The organism is Wolbachia endosymbiont (group A) of Lasioglossum morio (assembly GCF_947250585.1).
In the GTDB taxonomy this organism is placed as follows: domain Bacteria; phylum Pseudomonadota; class Alphaproteobacteria; order Rickettsiales; family Anaplasmataceae; genus Wolbachia; species Wolbachia pipientis.
Genome location: NZ_OX366327.1, coordinates 497,057 through 513,556, shown reverse-complemented (window position 1 = coordinate 513,556; position 16,500 = coordinate 497,057). Strand labels below are relative to the sequence as shown.

Here is a 16,500-nt window from a genome sequence, read left to right as displayed (position 1 = left end):
CTGCAACTATACTTGGTTTACTTTGGGTAATTTTGAAGAAAGCTCACCCTTAATTTGCGATATAGCAACTAGCCCAATTAATGCACAGAAAATCATGTAAAAACTAGCTGAAGTCTCTTGTCCTGTAACCTTGATAATTGTTGTGCATATAAATGGTGCAAGGCCGCCAAAAAATCCAGCAGCTATATTTCTTGATAAACCAAATCCACTGTACCGAACCTTTGTTGGAAATAATTCGCACATAAGTGCACTGACAGGACCAAGCGATGCAGCTATTGGAATTATAAAAAGAATGTGTGCCAGCAAGTAATTGCCACTACATAACATTGAAAAAACTGGATAACTTACTATTACAAAAGCTATAAATGCAAATTTCATAACTTTTTCTCTTCCTACCTTATCAGAAAGTATAGCAAATAATATTGTCAATCCTCCGAGCGCAATTTGACTCAGTATTTCCACTATATGATTAAAATGAGTATTTACTGTTAATATTTTATTCGTAAGCACATTGAAAAATACCAAATATATATAGAGAGACGCATTTTCAACCAAGTCAATACCTATTGATATTAGAACAGGCTTTTTGTAATTGTTTAATAACTCTTTTAGTGGCAATTTAGACGGATTTTTTTGTCTTTTATACTCTGGGCTTTCATCAAGTATATATCTCATATATATGCTGATTAATCCCATTGCTAAACTGAAAATGAAAGGTAATCTCCACCCCCAAGATTCAAAATCAGATACTTTTTTGCATATGAGTACCGCTATCAGGCTTAATATTGAACCAAGAATTGCACTTAATACCTCAATGCTGCCAAAAAATCCTTTTTTGTTTTTAGGAGCATGTTCTATTAAAAATGGTGCATTTCCTGCTTCTCCTCCAAGAGATATACCCTGCAATAATCTTAAACACACTACCAGCATTGACGCTAGTATTCCAATGCTTTGATAACCTGGAACAAAAGCAATTAATACGGTTGATAAAGTCATTAATATAATCGAGAGCAATAAGGCAACTCTTCTGCCATGTTTATCACCAATGTGACCAAATATAGCAGCACCGACTGGTCTCATTAAGAAACCCACTGCAAACACTCCAAAAGCCTTCAATACGCTGGTTAGTTGATCATCCGATGGAAAAAACACACCACCTATTATGTTTATTAAGTGGCCAAAAAGCATGTGGTCATACCACAATAAAGTGTTACAAATCAAACTTGAAAATATTACTTTTGTTATTTGCTGCATAATTTCCCTATAGCCTGTTTGATCTTATATATAAAAAAAAATGTGAACGTTATGTGAATATTATATTAACAATATTAAACCTTAATTTTAATATTATTGCTCATATATTCCGATAAGATACCATATTTTGGCAAGAAAATCTATGTACATAAATAAAATTGATGTGAAGAGTAGAGTAGAGTAGGATATCTACACCAACTGTACTTAAATTTTTTGATATGACACACACTCCAGTTTTGTTAAAAGAGATGCTATCACTACTATCACCGCAGGATGGTGGTATATATGTGGACGCCACATTTGGAGCTGGAGGGTATAGCAAAGCAGTATTGGAGTCAGCTGATTGCAAAGTATATGCAATTGATAGAGATGAAACGGTAACTAAGTTTTATGATGATTTAAGCATTAGATATCCAGATAGAATAAAACTATTCATTGAGAAGTTTAGTAATATTAAAAGTATACTAAGCAGCGTTGAGCCATCTCCTGTCATCCCAGTACTTGATACTGGAAAAAATAACTGGTCACACGCTGGAATGACATCAAACGGAGTGGATGGAGTGGTCTTTGACATCGGAGTTTCATCTATGCAGCTTGATAACGGAGATAGAGGGTTCTCATTTTTACATGATGGTCCACTCGATATGAGTATGGATAACTCTTCTTATATAAACGCTTCAACGTTTGTTAACGCTTTACGCGAAGAAGAAATCGCAAATACTATATATAACTACGGAGGCGAACGTCATTCTCGCAAAATTGCAAGAGCAATAATAAATGCACGGAAGAAGAAAACTATCAAAACTACATTTGAGCTTGCGGATATTGTACGTTCCGTGGTATTTCGTGGAAAAAGCAAAATTGATCCTGCAACCAGAACATTTCAGGCAATCAGAATATGGGTAAACGATGAGCTGGGAGAACTTGAAAAGGGTATTAAAGCTGCATCTGAGATTTTAAGTGAGAATGGCAAATTAATTGTTGTCACCTTTCATTCCTTAGAAGATCGTATAGTCAAAACTTTTTTTAAAGATTTATGTGCTACTGATTGCAAGACATTCTCTCTGCTAAATAAAAAAGTGATCGAAGCAAGTATAGAAGAAGTAAGTGCAAATCCGCGTTCACGCTCAGCAAAACTAAGAGCTATACAGAGGTTGTCGTGAGAACTTTCTGCATCATCTCAATAGTTATGTTTTTTCTTAGCATTGTAGGACTATTTAAGGTAAAATTACATGTTCAGTCGTTAAATAGAGAGCTAATAAAAATAAAAAGTGAAATTAATTTAGTACAAAGTGATATAAAAGTTTTACAAGCAGAGTGGAGCTATTTGAATAATCCAAAAAGACTTGCAAGCCTTGTAAAGAAATACCTGAAAAATAACTCTTTAATACTGGCTAGCCAGGTTAAAAATCTTGACTCTTTAAATGGCCGCAGTGTGCTAGCACAACTTAAAATCCATGATCAACAGTGAGATTAAGTCTTATTTTTTACAGATGAGCACATCACAGTAAAACTTACTTTGTATCCGTTCAGGATAGCGGCAAGACCATAGAGTAAAAGTGAGTTTACAACAAATGGTGTCATCCCAGTGCTTGACACTGGGATCCAGTCTTTCCATAATCATCAAAAACATTGTATTTTAACGTAAAACAGCTATTTTTATGCTTACCAACTTAATAAAATTCCTGGATCCCAGTGTCTGGGCACTGGGATGACAAAGGAGAGCAGTGTCAGCTACTTGCATAACACCATTTGTTGTGCAACTTACTTTAGTATGAAATTGCTTGCGTAAGATTTTGGCAGCCTCTTAACATTTTTTGGCATTTCAATTATGTATTTAACGTTGCGTTTTTTTGCGTAGAATACTGCTTTTTCAAGAGAATCAAACTTTAATACAATCTGTTTTTTTGGATCTTTTGAGCCAACCCAGCCCATTAAAGGTTCAATGTAGTAAGAGCCAGATTCAATTTTCAGGTGCCAGAAATTTGTATTACCTAAACCAGATTGTGTTGCAGTTCTTGTTGGTCTATAAATCCTAAAAACTACTTTATCGTCAATGCCCATAGTTCTTGTTAAATAAGCTTAAATATATATCTAAATAAATCCTTTCACAAACAATTAGTATGAAAGAATGAAGTTTGAAATAAATATTTTTATGTTATATTATTATTAAATTATATTAAAAGGATTAGCTGAATAGGAGTAACCGATGACGCAACAGGAAATAGTAACAATTAATGCAGAGTTACGTGATATAACAAAAACAAAAGCGATGCATTCTCTAAGGAAGAAAGGAAACATCCCTGGAATCATATATGGAAAGGGCCATGATAATGTAAATTTGACATTGTCTGCAAAGGAATTCACAAAGCAATATAAGTCAGGCTCTCTTTCTGCACATTTGATAGAGCTGAATATTTCGGGCAAAAAGGAATATGCTCTTGTTCGCGATATCCAATTGCATGTAGTAAAGGATACTGTGCAACATGTTGATTTTCAGTTTGTTGATAAAGGCAGTGAAATTAAAATAGACATACCTCTATCATTTGTGAATGAAAGTAAAGCTCCAGGAATCAAATTAGGTGGAGTGCTTAATGTTTTGTGTCGTTCTATTGCTGTTAAATGCTCTCCTGATAAAATACCTCAGGTTATTGAAGTTGATTTATCCGGTAAAATGATTGGCCAGTCTATACATATTAATGATGTAAAATTACCAGAAGGTGTTAAGTTTGTAGCTCATGAAGAAGAAAATTTTACCATTGTTACAATTTCTGCTGCCGATAGTGACGTTGAAGAACCTCAAGCAGAAACAGAGGAATAGTGCACCTGATAGTTGGGCTTGGTAATCCTGGCAGTCAATATGAGCTAACTCATCATAATATCGGCTTCATCACCGTTGATGCAATCTGCAAATATTGGGGTTTTCAGTTGTTCTCTAAAAAAGCCGATTATCTGATAACCTCTGGCATGATTAATGATAATAAAATCATGTTAATAAAGCCTTATTCATTTATGAATAATTCAGGCATCCCTGTTGCAAAAATACGAAACTTTTACAAATTATCGCTAGATAATATCGTTGTCATACATGATGACGCTGATTTGGAACTTGGAAGAATAAAAGTAAAGAAAGGTGGTAGTTCTGCTGGACATAATGGACTTAAATCCATAGATAGTTTTATTGGCAACGATTATTGGCGCTTGAGATTTGGAGTGGGTAGACCTGAAGATCAAAGAAGCTTAGCAGATTATGTGTTATCAAAATTTTCAAATTTTGATAATGTTACTCCCTTAGTGGAAAAAATAGCAAAAAATATACACTTAATGCTGCAAGGAGATAATACAGCTTTTATCAATTTGATTGTATAATATTACGAAACACAGGGAGTGTATGGTCCCAGAGTGTGATGGTGTGGATTTAGTATGAACAATTCAGGAGATTTTGTCCACTGTAAAGATATAAACTCAAAAGGTGTAAGACCCTTAAGAGTTTTGAGTCTTTTAGCATAATTGTAGGCCATAACAAAGTCATAAAGATGCTCTTTGAGTTGCTGGTGAGACTGATAGTAATACTTCTTAACAGTGGCATTCTTTAAAGTTTTGTTCATACGCTCAACTTGCCCATTTGTCCAAGGATGGCTAACTTTTGTTAGACGGTGTTCAATGTCATTTTCTTCACAAGCTCTATCAAATATATGTTGAAAAGCGTATTTATGGCGTTTTTGGTTGGTAAATTGTACACTGTTATCTGTCAAAATAGTGTGGATTTTATATGGTAAAATTTTAATCAAATTACGTAGAAACTCAGCAGCTATAGGTTTTGTAGCACTTTTATGCAACTCAACATACGTAAATTTGGATGTTCTATCTATTGCAACAAACAAATATAACTTTCCTTCTTCTGTTCTGACTTCTGCAATATCAATATGGAAATAGCCTATAGGATATTGTTTGAATTTCTTTTTTGGTTTAACTTCGCCATCAACATCTGGTAGTCTGCTAATGCTGTGCCTCTGTAAGCAACGATGTAGACTAGAGCGAGTCAAGTGTGGGATTGAGGTTTGCAAAGCGTAGAGACAATCATCTAATGGCAATAGAGTATGCTTACGAAATGCAACAATTACAGCCTCCTCTTCTAAAGTTAAAACAGTTGATCTTGCATGCTTCGGACCCATATCAGCGTCTTTGGCAAAAGACCGTTTTCTCCATTTAATGATAGTTTTTGGATTAAGGTTATAGTACCTGGAGAGTTTTGCTATGCTCTCTTTACTATTTTGTATTGCTCTACGAATTGTCTCTGTTGTTTTGGCGCACCCATGTAATATTTGTCCCATAATTCCTCCTTTGATGGTATTGTTTTCTCATATTTTATCATACCATCACACTCTGGGACCATACATCCCCCCCTCCCCCCCTAATTCCTATATCAAACCTTTCTTTACTAGATTATATAGTCAATATAAAAAGCCATATAAAATTGCTTCCACTGCTGCCATGAGGAAATTGCTTATTCTTGCTAACTCTTTAGTCAGAGATGACAGGGTTTTTACTGAGGAATATAACTCTCTGTCTGTTTCTATCTAAGAGCCAGTATAGCTGTGGATAAGCACGTTTATACAGATAAAAGTACTTATCCACAGCTACATCAATTTTTCTATTGACTTTTAACACAACTGCTAAACAGATACATTCGTCATCCCGCTACGTGTTAGCGGCCAAGATACCGCGGCGGTATGACGTGGGAAACCTGACTTGCATTAACTATAAAATAGTGATTTATATAAATCCCATAGCATGCCGAATGAAGCGTTTTTTGAGGAAATTTGAATTTTCAACTGCAATCAAGCCAAGATTTCTTAGTGCTTTAGCGCAGAATATTCTGTTGGAAAACATCCTATTTAATCCATCAGTTGCAAGCGCCATTGTAAAATTATCAAAGTATCTGTTACGTGAAATTTTCTTTAATAAATAACTACTGCCAACATCAGTACCAGCCGCTTTTGCAGCAACTACGTGCTTTATAACACTTTCTACATCTCTAATTCCAAGATTAAGCCCTTGACCTGCAACTGGATGAATTGAATGTGCTGCATCGCCGATAAGCAAAACTCTACCCTTATATAACTTTTTTGCGAAAGCAAAACTTAAAGGATAAAGTTTTCTTTCACCCTCTAATTTTATCTCTCCTAAATAAGAACCAAATCTTTTTTTAAGCTCTATAATAAATTCTTCTTCAGACAGATCCATTAGCATTTTTGAAATTTCAGATTTTTCTGTCCAAACTATCGAAGAAGTATAGCCACCCTTCATCGGTAGAATTGCAAATGGACCGCCAGGGAAAAAACGCTCCACAGCTAAGTTTTGGTGATGCAGTTCATGCTTTACATTAAATACTATGCTACTTTGTTTATAGTCAAATTTCACTGTCGGTATAGAAAATAACTCTGGTAATTTAGAGTTTTTGCCTTCAGCACAGATAAGTAGCGATGATATTAATTCCTGGTTATTATCAAGAATCACTTCCACATATCCTGAATCACAAGCAATTGTTTTATAGGAATGTGGAGAGTATATATTCAGTTTATTTAGAAAATTATTGTTGATTGCATTCCATATAGTAGCATTGTTGATAACATAACCCATTGGCTCTTCGCTAACCATTTTATGATTGTAATGCACAGTAACCGCATCTAATATGCATATATCAAGTATTGGCTCAGCTTCACTTTCCACAAACTGCCAAATCCCTAACTTTTCCAATATTTTTTTCGAGCCTTGAGAAATAGCAAATGCTCGATTATCATCTACTACACGTGGTAGACTATTTTTTTCAATCACAGCTACAGACACAGAGTCACAACTGAGGCCAATGGCAGTAATAAGACCAAGTAACCCACCACCTGAAATGATTACATCATAATTCATTTTATTTACGCTAATTGTAAAATTATATTTTATCTGTTTTGAAAATAGTTTAAACAAACTTTATATATAAATTAAATTTTTTAGATCCCAGTGTCAGCTACTTGGATGACATCTAAAGACACTCCACCTTGTCATTCCAGCACGTAACGAACAACTGTACGAACATTTTGCGAAGGCAGTGTGTTAAATGCTATGGCCGGTTTTGCCTCAAACATAAAGGTGTCATCCCAGTGCTTGACACTGGGATGGCTTTGTTGCATCGCTACTTATGAAAGGCTAACTATAATTAGGATTATAAGCAACTTATTGAAAATCTTGTTTTTTTGCAATCAATCTGATCAAATTTAAGAATAGTAATTTGTTATTTATATTAATAAATTTAATTCTATTGAAAATAGCTAAAGCATTGAAATTCTTGAATTTTAGCCAGATTAGTGAGTGGTAGTGAAATTTCTTTTACTCAAATTTAGGTATTCACTGACCGTTCTTGTTATAAATACCAGAATAATAAGCTACTGATATTCTCCACCTTTTTTATCTTTAATCCATCATAGCTAGCGATGCAACAAAGCCCACTGGGATCCATTCTTCTTTTTTTCTGGATTCCAGCGTCACGCGCTGGAATGACAAAAGCTGCTAATTTTTCATGTAAATAATGGTTATGCAAGCAGTCTATTTTGTAACTAACAAAAGAGGACTTTGATTCGCATGTTTCTCACGCTTATTCTATTGTTTAACTATACTTTGAGCAATGTCTTCATAAATCTCTGCCAAATCCTCACTTAACATTAAAGGATTTCCGCAATCAGAAGCATGGCATATTTGTGGATCTAGAGGAACTCTGCCTAGAAGTTTGATGCCCAGCTCCTCAGACATTTTTTTTGCACCGTCTTTTCCAAATATGTATATTTTTGAGCCGCTTTGAATGAAATAACTCATATTTTCTACAATGCCAATAACCGGTACGCTGAGCTTTGTAAACATATCATAAATTTTGCGAGCATCGATTAAAGAGAGCTCCTGTGGAGTTGAAACTATTATCGCCCCAGTTAAGTTAAAATTTTCCATAAGACTTAAATGCACATCGCCAGTTCCAGGTGGTGTATCAATTATCAAATACTCTATATCGGACCATTTTGTTCCCATTAGCAGACTATAAAGTGCTTTTGTAATCATAGGTCCGCGCCATATTGCTGCACGATCTTTATCGATAAAATAGCCAATTGAAATAGTATGCAGTCCATACTTTTCTATAGGCATTGCTTTACTATCCTGTATTTCTGGCTTTAATTTTTCAGCGCCAAGCATTTTAGGAATTGAAGGACCATATATATCTGCATCAACCAGCGCAACTTTGTGTTTTAACTTTGCTAATGAGAGAGCAAGATTTAGCGCAACTGTGGACTTGCCCACACCGCCTTTACCAGAGGCCACAACGATTATATTTTTCACTCCTTCGATATATAATTTAGCTTTTTGTTGCCCAGTTTGTTTTTGACAAGTAGCAACCACGGTCACTTTTGTCACCCCCGGTATAGCTTTAACAGCTTGCTCACAATTTCTTCTTAATTCTTCATTTGCTTGCGTGTTACCGGCAACTTCAAGCACAAAACCAACATCTTGACCTTTAATAATAATTGAGGATATTATGCCAAGAGCGATCACATCTTTACCGCTTTTTTGCTCTATGACTTTTTTTAAGTTCTCTCTTACAATTTTTTCGTTGATCATTAGCCTTTTAGGTGATTTCTTCCTGAAGTCGTTTAATCTCAGCTTGAGGAAGGCCGGTTGTCTGAGAGATAATATCAATAGAGATGTCAGCCTTAAGTAGGTTTTTTGCTACTTCAATCTTTCCTTCAATCTTTCCCTCATCAAGTTTTTTAGCGAGGATGCCTTCTTCTTTCCGCAGATCCATTATTCTTTCTTCATATGCTACTAAATCTTTTTCATTCCAGCTAAACCTGTCTAATTCATCGTAGGCTAACTTTATTATTGGTGCTTTTTCTGCTATTTTCCTTAAGTCTTCTTCCGTAGTTTCATCTGCATATTGTTGTCTAAGTGAAGAAGGTCGCCCCTCCTCACTCGACTTCAAAACCGTACGTGAGACTTTGCGCCTCATACGGCTTCTCTCCAATTTGGAGCTTTTCATGCACACCTCCTGTGTAATTCATCGTGACAATGTCCATGTAACAAAGATAAGTTTTTGATCATGTTGTTTCGTCTATTCCGGTCTTTGTGATGTATTTCTATTGTATCATCACTTTTAAACCATAGTCTACAATTATCACATTTACTTTGTTGTAACTTCAATAGTTTTATTACTCTTAATGGCTTATCTGGTATTTTTCTCAGACGTTTACCCCAATAAACCCAATCACCATCATATGGAGATCTGGTTTTTTGCACTTTGTTTAATAACATGATCGCTGTGTATAATAAGATGTATCTTGTTACTTGTCATAAAACGCCAGTTATCGTTATTATACTTTTTAAAGTATTTTCTTTTTATCCAGCATTTCCCTTTGTTTGGGTGCCTAAAGACTGACCTTACCCAGAAAAAGTGGAGAGAAAGAAAAGAGTTTTTTTGGGTAAAATAAAATTTTGGAGGATTAGAAATGGTAAGAGAATATACGGCAGAATTCAAATTGGAAGCTGTTAAACTGGCAAATGAACAAAGAAAGGCAGGTCAAACAATTACAAAAATAGCAAGAGATTTAGGAATAAAGGGTGGTTTATTAGGAAAATGGATAAAGAAACACAACGAAAAAAAGTCGGCAGCAGATGCATTTCCAGGTAGAGGTAACATGGCTCCTTACGACAAAGAGAGGTTTGATTTACAAAGCAAGAGTAACAAGGGAAAGAGACATTTAAAAAAAAGCCCTGGCCAGTCAAAAAGAGTAAAATATTTTTTTATATAGTAACTGCTATAAAGTACAGGAATTATGTAGGATTTTCTGCTAGTGGCTACTATAAGTGGACCACAAGAAAAATAAGCAGTAGAGAATCAGCGAATAAAGAGCTACTCGAAGCTATTCAAAAAATATATCAAGTTTCTAAATGTAGATATGGAGCTCCTAAAATTCATGCTGAATTGAAGGCTTTGGGTAAAAGTTGCAATTTGAAAACGGTGCAAAGTATTATGCAGAAAAATGACATCAGGGCTATACTGAGAAGAAAGTTTAAAATTAAAAAACAACAAACAGATAATAGAGCTGTAGCTCCCAATATACTAGATCAAAACTTTATTGTTGATCAACCAAATAAAGTATGGGATTACTTACATCAAAACCAAGGAGGGATGGCTATATTTGGCAGCAATAATTCTCACGTATGGTAGTTAATGAGTAGTGCAATAAATAAACAATTGGTTATGAACTCTTTATTAATGGCCATTAATAGGCGTAAACCTGTTAAAAATCTACTGCTGCACAGTGACCAAGGTTCACAATATACTGCGCAAGGGTATCAATATCTCTTAGCTGTAAAGAATATAGATGAGTAATAAAGGCTGTTGTTACGACAATTCTGTTGCAGAAAGCTTCTTTAGCTCATTGAAAAGAGAAATACTTATTGATACTTCACAACACTCTGCTCAACACACTAGAACTGCAATATTTGAATACATAGAAATTTTTTATAACAAACAACGTCACTATTAACTATTGCATTCCAGAACAATTTGATGCATCATTCTTTTTGTGAAAAACATTCCAAACTTTCTCTCCACTTTTTCTGGGTAAGGTCCGTTGGATTTTCACCAACTGTATTCTAAACGCTTACTTGGCGCACCCATAACAAAATGCCTGAAAAACGTTAATAATTATATACTATTATTAATAATTATTCAACCATATTTTAAGCTTACAATTTTGAGCTTAACTGACGCTTATGGATAGGGGCAACTCTATCACCCTGTGTTATGTTTATTTTCTAACGGACGCTGATTTTTGTATCGTAATTTCTTGCTATAAATTGGTTATATAAGAGCTGGCTTCTAAAATTTTATAACCCTAATTTGAATTAACAGACAGTAGAATCGAAAGATTATTACAAGGAGAAATCTACACAGATCGACCCTTTTGTGAATCTGCGTTTCTGCTTTCTTCAACTTGTTTTGCAAAAGATGTTTCCTGTTTCTGAAGTGGCTTAGTAATTTCGCGCACAACGGCAGTAACTGCTGTTAAAAATGTCTTTAACAATGCACCTAAAACTCCACCAACTGCTTCCCTGCCATGTATATGAGCTTGCTTTTCGTTACCGTCAGCAGTTTCCCCTGCCCTCCTTCTTGGATCCATCCTATGAGCAATCACCGAAAACAACACTCCCCTGATTGAAGACTTCACTTTTTCCTTTGCTTCGTGGACATCCCCATCTTTTGCTGTTTCATGTCCATGACTTAAGTGTTTAGCGTTCATTAGCTCCTTTTGTTGCTGGGCAAACATGCTACTTAATACTTCTTCTATCACTTGCTTCCTTCTTTTCTCTCTAACTCTTTTCATAGATTCTGATTTATCACGAGTATGCTTTGTGGTTTCAAATTCTGCATCAATATCTTCAGACGCAGCCTGACTATATAAAGTCTCTATGAGCCTGTCTATGCTTCGCTTTATTTGCATAGTCCTTTCGTAACTATCCGAATTATCAATTCCTTCGTCGATCTGATTTAGAATATCCTCAAAAACTTTCAAATAGTCTTGAATATACTGTATTATGTATTGCTTATCTTCCTCTTTGTGTTGTTCTTCTTGATTTTGCTGATTTTCATTTTCTAAACTTCTCTCTCTTTTATCATCGTTATTTTCTTCAATATCATCACCGTCTTCCTCGAAAAGGTCTTTGTCGTTCATGATTTTTTTTAATTTAGTTAAAATTCTCACCAGTTACTATTGTATATGAAAAAATTAAATTAACATTAATGAAAAGCGTTTACAACTTCAGCACTAGTTAAAACTACAGTAAAGCTGTCAAAAGTAACAGGATCATAATACCTCTCATACAGTTCAATTGAACATCGTAATCTGATCTTTTCTTTAGCATTAAAACTAATTTCATAATCATTATTAGAGTTTAGCATAGCAGAATTACGTAATAATTCATCAGCTAATACAGAGTCTAAAATTCCATTAATTTTTATCGTAATGTGTCTGCTTCCAGCACAATCGAGCACTTTCCTCCAGCCAAAAGAAGAAATATCTTTCACCTCTTCTCTGTTATTACGCAAAGTAAACCTTAGGTTTCTTATATTATTTAACACAATAAAATTATTGTCATGACCTTTAATTTTTAGCTGTAATTTGCTCATTATCACCTCCTTTTATTAAAATATCAAAATTAATTGTTGAATGTAAAATTTCATCGTGCTGATCCATAGCACAATTACTTTCTAAAATGACCTCACTACTAAAACCTTCAATGCTCTTAAGTATCAAGTTAATATGCCTTATAATGGCAAACATACTGTCTATATGATAAGTATATATGTCGCATGAAAATCTTGCCTTTGTAGCAAAATTGGACAGCATATGCAGGTTGCTATAATTCACTGCGCGCAATCTCAAGTAAGGAATGGTGACCTGTTTAGGTAAGTAGTCATAAATGTTAGTAACATATTTCCTTAAATCAGAATTTGCTTTTAGTGCTGCATAAACGCTATTGTACAACTCGTTTATAGCTTGAATTTTTTCCATGATTAACCCTCGAAAGATATATAGAAACTCGTCATCCCGCTGCTTGTTAGCGGGATCTATGTTAAGAGATACCGCGAATGAATCGCGGTATGACGTTGGCAAGTCTTATTTACTTTAGCTATATTTCATCCTTATCTACAAAACAACCTTTGGTTCGCGAAACGGAGAATATACCTTCTTCACTTCAGACAAATGGCTACTTACCTCCGATTCACGATTTTTGTAAAGAGCAGAAACATGCCGCATAATACCTAGTTTTATCTGCTCAGGAACATTGTCATAACCAGCTTCGTATACAACATCAACTCTTATTGCATTCAAATAATTGAAAAACTCAACGTAGCCCCCTACATCGCTAAAATAATACTTAAGTGTACTCTTCTCTTGATTTTTAGACATCATTGCAGTAGCCAATACTATCTTACTCACAGGGCCATAGCTTAAATAGATCCTACGAGGTACATAATCTTCATATGAAACTTGCCATGTTTGTTTCACTAGTGACTTTTCCATATGCCACTCAGCATAATCAGTTGCCATAAAAATTAGATCTGAAATCAACTTATCATCCTGGTTGTTCTCAATACGTAGAAAAGATTTAACCTCTTCTAAAGTAACTGGAAAAGATTCAGGCTTAGATTTACGTTGCACAGATATTCTTGGTGAAGTAGATCTTATTGACATAATAACCCTCCTTTTTGATATAGCTAGAATAAGTAAGGTTTACCTCGTGACAGCGTGGGGCAAATCTTACTTACTTTAGCTATGCAGCTTGCATGCAACATTAAGTTAAATTGGCGCAGCAACAACTCTGAGTGCTTTATCGTATGAATATATTAAGAAGAGAACGTATTAAAGCTGTTTCTCCTTTTTTGTTGATAAAATTTGAACTTATAGCATATTCAACTAGGCTGGATTTTAGTAGATTGACATTTTGAGAATGAATATTATTGAAGGTGGAGTTTAACTCTTTAGCAAGCAGACTGCGAAATTTTTGCACACTGTCATATGCGATGTTCTCAAGTTCATGTGCAAATTTATCTTGAGCTATAGTTGTTATATCTTCAATTTCCTTATTAAACTCCTCCAGCTTTTTTCCATTACTCTTAGAGTTTTTCGTAAAAGTTTTCATATTAATTAAACTCAACTACTTTTATGATTATAACTGTAATAAAAAAACTACCAAAGTAAAAAATTCACACTACTGTGTAACTTGCAAATACTTTTTACTATAGCTAAAGTGGCTTAGGTTTACCTACAATTTGAAAAACAACAAATTCGTCATCCCGCTGCTTGTTAGCGGGATCTATGCTAAGAGATACCGTGACGGTATGACGGTTCGCGGCGGTATGACGTAGGACTGCTGGGAAACCTTTATTGGGTTAGTTATAGATTCCAGTGTCAGCTACTTGCATCTGCAAACTGCAATGTTCGTACAACTGTGGGTGCTAAGTTTTACAAACACCGTTGTGCTGAACCTTGAATATTCACTTCTTTCAATTCAGTGTCAGGAGCGATGGGTTTTGATATTGCATATGTAACGCCGCTAGCTATCAATGCAGATGTTACAAAAACTACAATTATTGGTAGAACAGACAAGTCGAAAGCAATACTGAGAGTAGCACCTACTGTTAACATAGTTACAAGATTCACAGAAGCAACTTTTAAGAAACTCATTTGTCTTTTTCCTGCTTTTTCTAGCGACACTTCATTTGTTTTAGTTTTTGTTTTGCCTAGTTCACCCTTAAGTGTTGTGTTTTCACTTTCTAGATCTTGTATTTCTTGTCTTAGTGATTCATTCTCTTTATTGAATTCTTTCAACTTAGTCCCATATCCAGCTATACAACTTTTTGATTCTTCTAGTTCTTTTTGCGCTTTTTCTAACAACACTTCTGTTTTAGAATGCTGACTTTCTGTTTTGTCTAATTTATCCTTAAGCGTTGCTTTTTCACTTTCTAGATCTTGTATTTGTTGTTTTAGCAATTCATTCTTTTTCTGCTTATCCTTTAGCTGAGTACGTAATTCTTTTAACTTAACTTTACTTTTTTTAACCTTTTCTGCTTCTTCTGGAGTTTCCATTGCGTTGTGTGTTTTGGAATGGGAAGAAGTACTAGATACAACCTCAGATGGCTGATCACACATACTGTTTAGTCTATCTATTAGGTCTTCATCCTTTATCAATGAGCGATCTGCTCCATATTTTATCAAAAGTTTTGCTAATTCTTTATTGTCATTTGCAACAGCAAAATATAAAGGGGTATGTCCATCTTTATCTTGTGCATTAATATTTGCTTTACGTTTTATCAAAAGTTTTACTGATTCTTTAGCGCTTTTTGCAGCAGCATAGTGTAAAGGGGTCACGCCATCTTTATCTTGTGCATCAACATCTGCTCCATTATCTATTAGATATTCTGCAATCTCTACATAACCATATGTAGCAGCATAATGTAAACGGGTCACGCCATCTTTATCTTGTGCATTAATGTCTTCTCCATTTTCTAATATAGATTGGCCTAAAGCTTCAGATTCATCTGCATCAAAATATATTCCACTATCGCCACTATTACTTTTATTTAAAAAGGTCTGTTCCCCATTATATGTAGTATACTGCTCTGGATGTTGACTGTGCAAGTCATTATGTTCTATGCGCTTCTGATTATTGGCAAGTCTTTGTTCTGCCTCTTGCAACTTTTGCGCCATAGCATCTCTTTCTCTTATAGCCTGTTCTTTTTCTAATGTATCATCTACTTTGTCTGTATTGTTTTCATTAACGATTGAGTTTGAAGAAGTCTGTTCATCCTCATCTTGTACATAGACTTTTTTGTTGTTTGGTGTAATTCTACTATTCTCTTCCTGATGTTTTGCACCCCATGCTTGTACTGCAGCAGTTACGTTATTTCCGTTCAAAGCTAAATTTCCTGGAGTTTTATTATTAGGCTGCGGTAAAGTGCCTTGTCTATTTTGTCTTCTCGTAGCTCCTGCCTCAGCATAACGTTGTTCTCCTTCCTCTAACATTTCTATTATAGCCTTTTTACCTTTTACATCACCGACAATATCCCTTGGAGTTCGGCCTTGACTATCTTTTAGTAAAGGATTTGCGTCATTATTCAATAAAAGCTGAACTATCTCTTGATGACCATGCAAAGCAGCAATGTGCAAAGCAGTTAGCTTAGACTTAGCTTCATCAAGTTCATATATTGGTTCATTAACTTTTGCTTCCTTTGCTAGTAGGAGTTTTACTATTGGTACACTGTTACATTCCACAGCAAGATGTACTAACATATAATCTACAATTTTGTCTGAATCTAATATACTGAACATCTTATCTATCTTCAAATTGTTATAAGTGCTATATACTATTGAGTCTGCATCTTTTAGCTTATTCCCTATTCTTTCAAGTAAATTATTCTCATTTAAACCTTCACTCTTGCTTACCTCATTTATTATTTCAAAAAACTTTTTCTTTTCCATTGCCATAACCTTTCCTCTCAATTTATTTATTATTGCTGAACAGTCTCACAAAAAAGTTAAGTTTGTCGAAATTCCATGTTTGATCTAAAAATTAGTCATAAACATTTTCTATGCAAGTAGCTGACACTGGTTCATTCTATAATGGTGTCACAGCAGTCCTACA

17 protein-coding genes and 2 pseudogenes are annotated in these 16,500 nt (G+C 34.8%); 6 read left to right on the top strand and 13 right to left on the bottom strand.

What is annotated here, in order from left to right; translation table 11 throughout:
- Window positions 1–6: 6 nt before the first annotated feature.
- Window positions 7–1,254 (bottom strand): MFS transporter, encoded by a 1,248-nt coding sequence (locus OOK89_RS02530; RefSeq protein ID WP_264705539.1) that lies wholly within the window; start codon window positions 1,252–1,254, stop codon window positions 7–9.
- A gap of 218 nt (window positions 1,255–1,472) precedes the next feature.
- Between OOK89_RS02530 and rsmH the strand changes: the two genes are divergently transcribed.
- Together rsmH and ftsL are read left to right on the top strand one after the other, a co-directional pair.
- Entirely contained in the window at window positions 1,473–2,417 is a 945-nt protein-coding gene (rsmH, locus tag OOK89_RS02525; RefSeq protein WP_182320089.1) for a 16S rRNA (cytosine(1402)-N(4))-methyltransferase RsmH, read from the top strand.
- Window positions 2,414–2,725, top strand: a complete 312-nt coding sequence (gene ftsL, locus OOK89_RS02520; RefSeq protein WP_007548286.1) for a cell division protein FtsL — start codon at window positions 2,414–2,416, stop codon at window positions 2,723–2,725. Before rsmH ends, ftsL begins: the two co-directional genes overlap by 4 nt.
- 293 nt (window positions 2,726–3,018) lie before the next feature.
- On the opposite strand, the gene OOK89_RS02515 is transcribed toward ftsL, so the two are convergent.
- Window positions 3,019–3,318 carry an NADH dehydrogenase ubiquinone Fe-S protein 4 gene (locus OOK89_RS02515; RefSeq protein ID WP_065094969.1) on the bottom strand — a complete coding sequence of 100 codons (300 nt, stop codon included), beginning with the start codon at window positions 3,316–3,318 and terminating at the stop codon, window positions 3,019–3,021.
- A gap of 145 nt (window positions 3,319–3,463) precedes the next feature.
- On the opposite strand from OOK89_RS02515, the gene OOK89_RS02510 reads away from it, so the two are divergent.
- Together OOK89_RS02510 and pth are read left to right on the top strand one after the other, a co-directional pair.
- Window positions 3,464–4,075: a 50S ribosomal protein L25/general stress protein Ctc gene (locus OOK89_RS02510; protein WP_010962412.1), complete on the top strand. Its 612-nt coding sequence runs from the start codon at window positions 3,464–3,466 to the stop codon at window positions 4,073–4,075.
- Entirely contained in the window at window positions 4,075–4,623 is a 549-nt protein-coding gene (gene pth / locus OOK89_RS02505) for an aminoacyl-tRNA hydrolase (protein WP_006280288.1), read from the top strand. Before OOK89_RS02510 ends, pth begins: the two co-directional genes overlap by 1 nt.
- A 2-nt stretch (window positions 4,624–4,625) precedes the next feature.
- Here pth and OOK89_RS02500 read toward each other — a convergent pair whose 3' ends face one another.
- Together OOK89_RS02500 and ubiH are read right to left on the bottom strand one after the other, a co-directional pair.
- Window positions 4,626–5,588: an IS481-like element ISWpi4 family transposase gene (locus OOK89_RS02500; protein WP_012673056.1), complete on the bottom strand. Its 963-nt coding sequence runs from the start codon at window positions 5,586–5,588 to the stop codon at window positions 4,626–4,628.
- Window positions 5,589–6,030: 442 nt separating this feature from the next.
- Window positions 6,031–7,179: a 2-octaprenyl-6-methoxyphenyl hydroxylase gene (gene ubiH / locus OOK89_RS02495; protein WP_213863120.1), complete on the bottom strand. Its 1,149-nt coding sequence runs from the start codon at window positions 7,177–7,179 to the stop codon at window positions 6,031–6,033.
- A gap of 180 nt (window positions 7,180–7,359) precedes the next feature.
- Between ubiH and OOK89_RS02490 the strand changes: the two genes are divergently transcribed.
- On the top strand, window positions 7,360–7,527 hold the full coding sequence (locus tag OOK89_RS02490) for a hypothetical protein (protein WP_160142642.1): 168 nt from the start codon (window positions 7,360–7,362) through the stop codon (window positions 7,525–7,527).
- 378 nt (window positions 7,528–7,905) lie between these two features.
- On the opposite strand, the gene OOK89_RS02485 is transcribed toward OOK89_RS02490, so the two are convergent.
- The 3 genes and pseudogenes from OOK89_RS02485 to OOK89_RS02475 form a co-directional block, all read right to left on the bottom strand.
- Window positions 7,906–8,910 carry an Mrp/NBP35 family ATP-binding protein gene (locus tag OOK89_RS02485; protein ID WP_264719226.1) on the bottom strand — a complete coding sequence of 335 codons (1,005 nt, stop codon included), beginning with the start codon at window positions 8,908–8,910 and terminating at the stop codon, window positions 7,906–7,908.
- Between the two features lie 7 nt (window positions 8,911–8,917).
- Window positions 8,918–9,229: pseudogene (locus OOK89_RS02480) on the bottom strand (nuclease/transposase family protein); the annotation flags it as partial.
- Window positions 9,230–9,324: 95 nt separating this feature from the next.
- Complete coding sequence (locus OOK89_RS02475; RefSeq protein ID WP_151808131.1) at window positions 9,325–9,585, bottom strand: HNH endonuclease signature motif containing protein; 261 nt, start codon at window positions 9,583–9,585, stop codon at window positions 9,325–9,327.
- 209 nt (window positions 9,586–9,794) lie between these two features.
- Here OOK89_RS02475 and OOK89_RS06600 point away from each other — a divergent pair.
- A pseudogene (locus OOK89_RS06600) lies at window positions 9,795–10,881 on the top strand (IS3 family transposase).
- Window positions 10,882–11,240: 359 nt separating this feature from the next.
- On the opposite strand, the gene OOK89_RS02450 reads toward OOK89_RS06600, so the two are convergent.
- The 6 genes from OOK89_RS02450 to OOK89_RS02425 form a co-directional block, all read right to left on the bottom strand.
- Window positions 11,241–12,026, bottom strand: a complete 786-nt coding sequence (locus tag OOK89_RS02450; RefSeq protein WP_264719224.1) for a hypothetical protein — start codon at window positions 12,024–12,026, stop codon at window positions 11,241–11,243.
- Window positions 12,027–12,091: 65 nt separating this feature from the next.
- Window positions 12,092–12,481 (bottom strand): phage tail protein, encoded by a 390-nt coding sequence (locus OOK89_RS02445; RefSeq protein WP_264719223.1) that lies wholly within the window; start codon window positions 12,479–12,481, stop codon window positions 12,092–12,094.
- A complete protein-coding gene (gene gp17, locus OOK89_RS02440; protein ID WP_264719222.1) occupies window positions 12,456–12,866 on the bottom strand; it encodes a tail completion protein gp17 in 411 nt (136 codons plus the stop codon). Before gp17 ends, OOK89_RS02445 begins: the two co-directional genes overlap by 26 nt.
- Window positions 12,867–13,001: 135 nt before the next feature.
- Complete coding sequence (locus tag OOK89_RS02435; RefSeq protein WP_264719221.1) at window positions 13,002–13,550, bottom strand: head-tail connector protein; 549 nt, start codon at window positions 13,548–13,550, stop codon at window positions 13,002–13,004.
- 136 nt (window positions 13,551–13,686) lie between these two features.
- Window positions 13,687–13,998: an ECH_0659 family protein gene (locus OOK89_RS02430; protein WP_151807564.1), complete on the bottom strand. Its 312-nt coding sequence runs from the start codon at window positions 13,996–13,998 to the stop codon at window positions 13,687–13,689.
- Window positions 13,999–14,321: 323 nt separating this feature from the next.
- On the bottom strand, window positions 14,322–16,343 hold the full coding sequence (locus OOK89_RS02425; RefSeq protein WP_264719219.1) for an ankyrin repeat domain-containing protein: 2,022 nt from the start codon (window positions 16,341–16,343) through the stop codon (window positions 14,322–14,324).
- Window positions 16,344–16,500: the final 157 nt, after the last annotated feature.

Excerpts from the sequence above, each read along its gene's own strand:
- OOK89_RS02435 (WP_264719221.1), bottom strand. The coding sequence starts at position 13,550 with ATGTCAATAAGATCTACTTCACCAAGAATATCTGTGCAACGTAAATCT.
- OOK89_RS02530 (WP_264705539.1), bottom strand. The coding sequence starts at position 1,254 with ATGCAGCAAATAACAAAAGTAATATTTTCAAGTTTGATTTGTAACACT.
- OOK89_RS02500 (WP_012673056.1), bottom strand. The coding sequence starts at position 5,588 with ATGGGACAAATATTACATGGGTGCGCCAAAACAACAGAGACAATTCGT.
- rsmH (WP_182320089.1), top strand. The coding sequence starts at position 1,473 with ATGACACACACTCCAGTTTTGTTAAAAGAGATGCTATCACTACTATCA.
- OOK89_RS02485 (WP_264719226.1), bottom strand. The coding sequence starts at position 8,910 with ATGATCAACGAAAAAATTGTAAGAGAGAACTTAAAAAAAGTCATAGAG.
- OOK89_RS02450 (WP_264719224.1), bottom strand. The coding sequence starts at position 12,026 with ATGAACGACAAAGACCTTTTCGAGGAAGACGGTGATGATATTGAAGAA.
- ubiH (WP_213863120.1), bottom strand. The coding sequence starts at position 7,179 with ATGAATTATGATGTAATCATTTCAGGTGGTGGGTTACTTGGTCTTATT.
- gp17 (WP_264719222.1), bottom strand. The coding sequence starts at position 12,866 with ATGGAAAAAATTCAAGCTATAAACGAGTTGTACAATAGCGTTTATGCA.
- OOK89_RS02430 (WP_151807564.1), bottom strand. The coding sequence starts at position 13,998 with ATGAAAACTTTTACGAAAAACTCTAAGAGTAATGGAAAAAAGCTGGAG.
- OOK89_RS02510 (WP_010962412.1), top strand. The coding sequence starts at position 3,464 with ATGACGCAACAGGAAATAGTAACAATTAATGCAGAGTTACGTGATATA.
- OOK89_RS02425 (WP_264719219.1), bottom strand. The coding sequence starts at position 16,343 with ATGGCAATGGAAAAGAAAAAGTTTTTTGAAATAATAAATGAGGTAAGC.
- OOK89_RS02515 (WP_065094969.1), bottom strand. The coding sequence starts at position 3,318 with ATGGGCATTGACGATAAAGTAGTTTTTAGGATTTATAGACCAACAAGA.
- OOK89_RS02445 (WP_264719223.1), bottom strand. The coding sequence starts at position 12,481 with ATGAGCAAATTACAGCTAAAAATTAAAGGTCATGACAATAATTTTATT.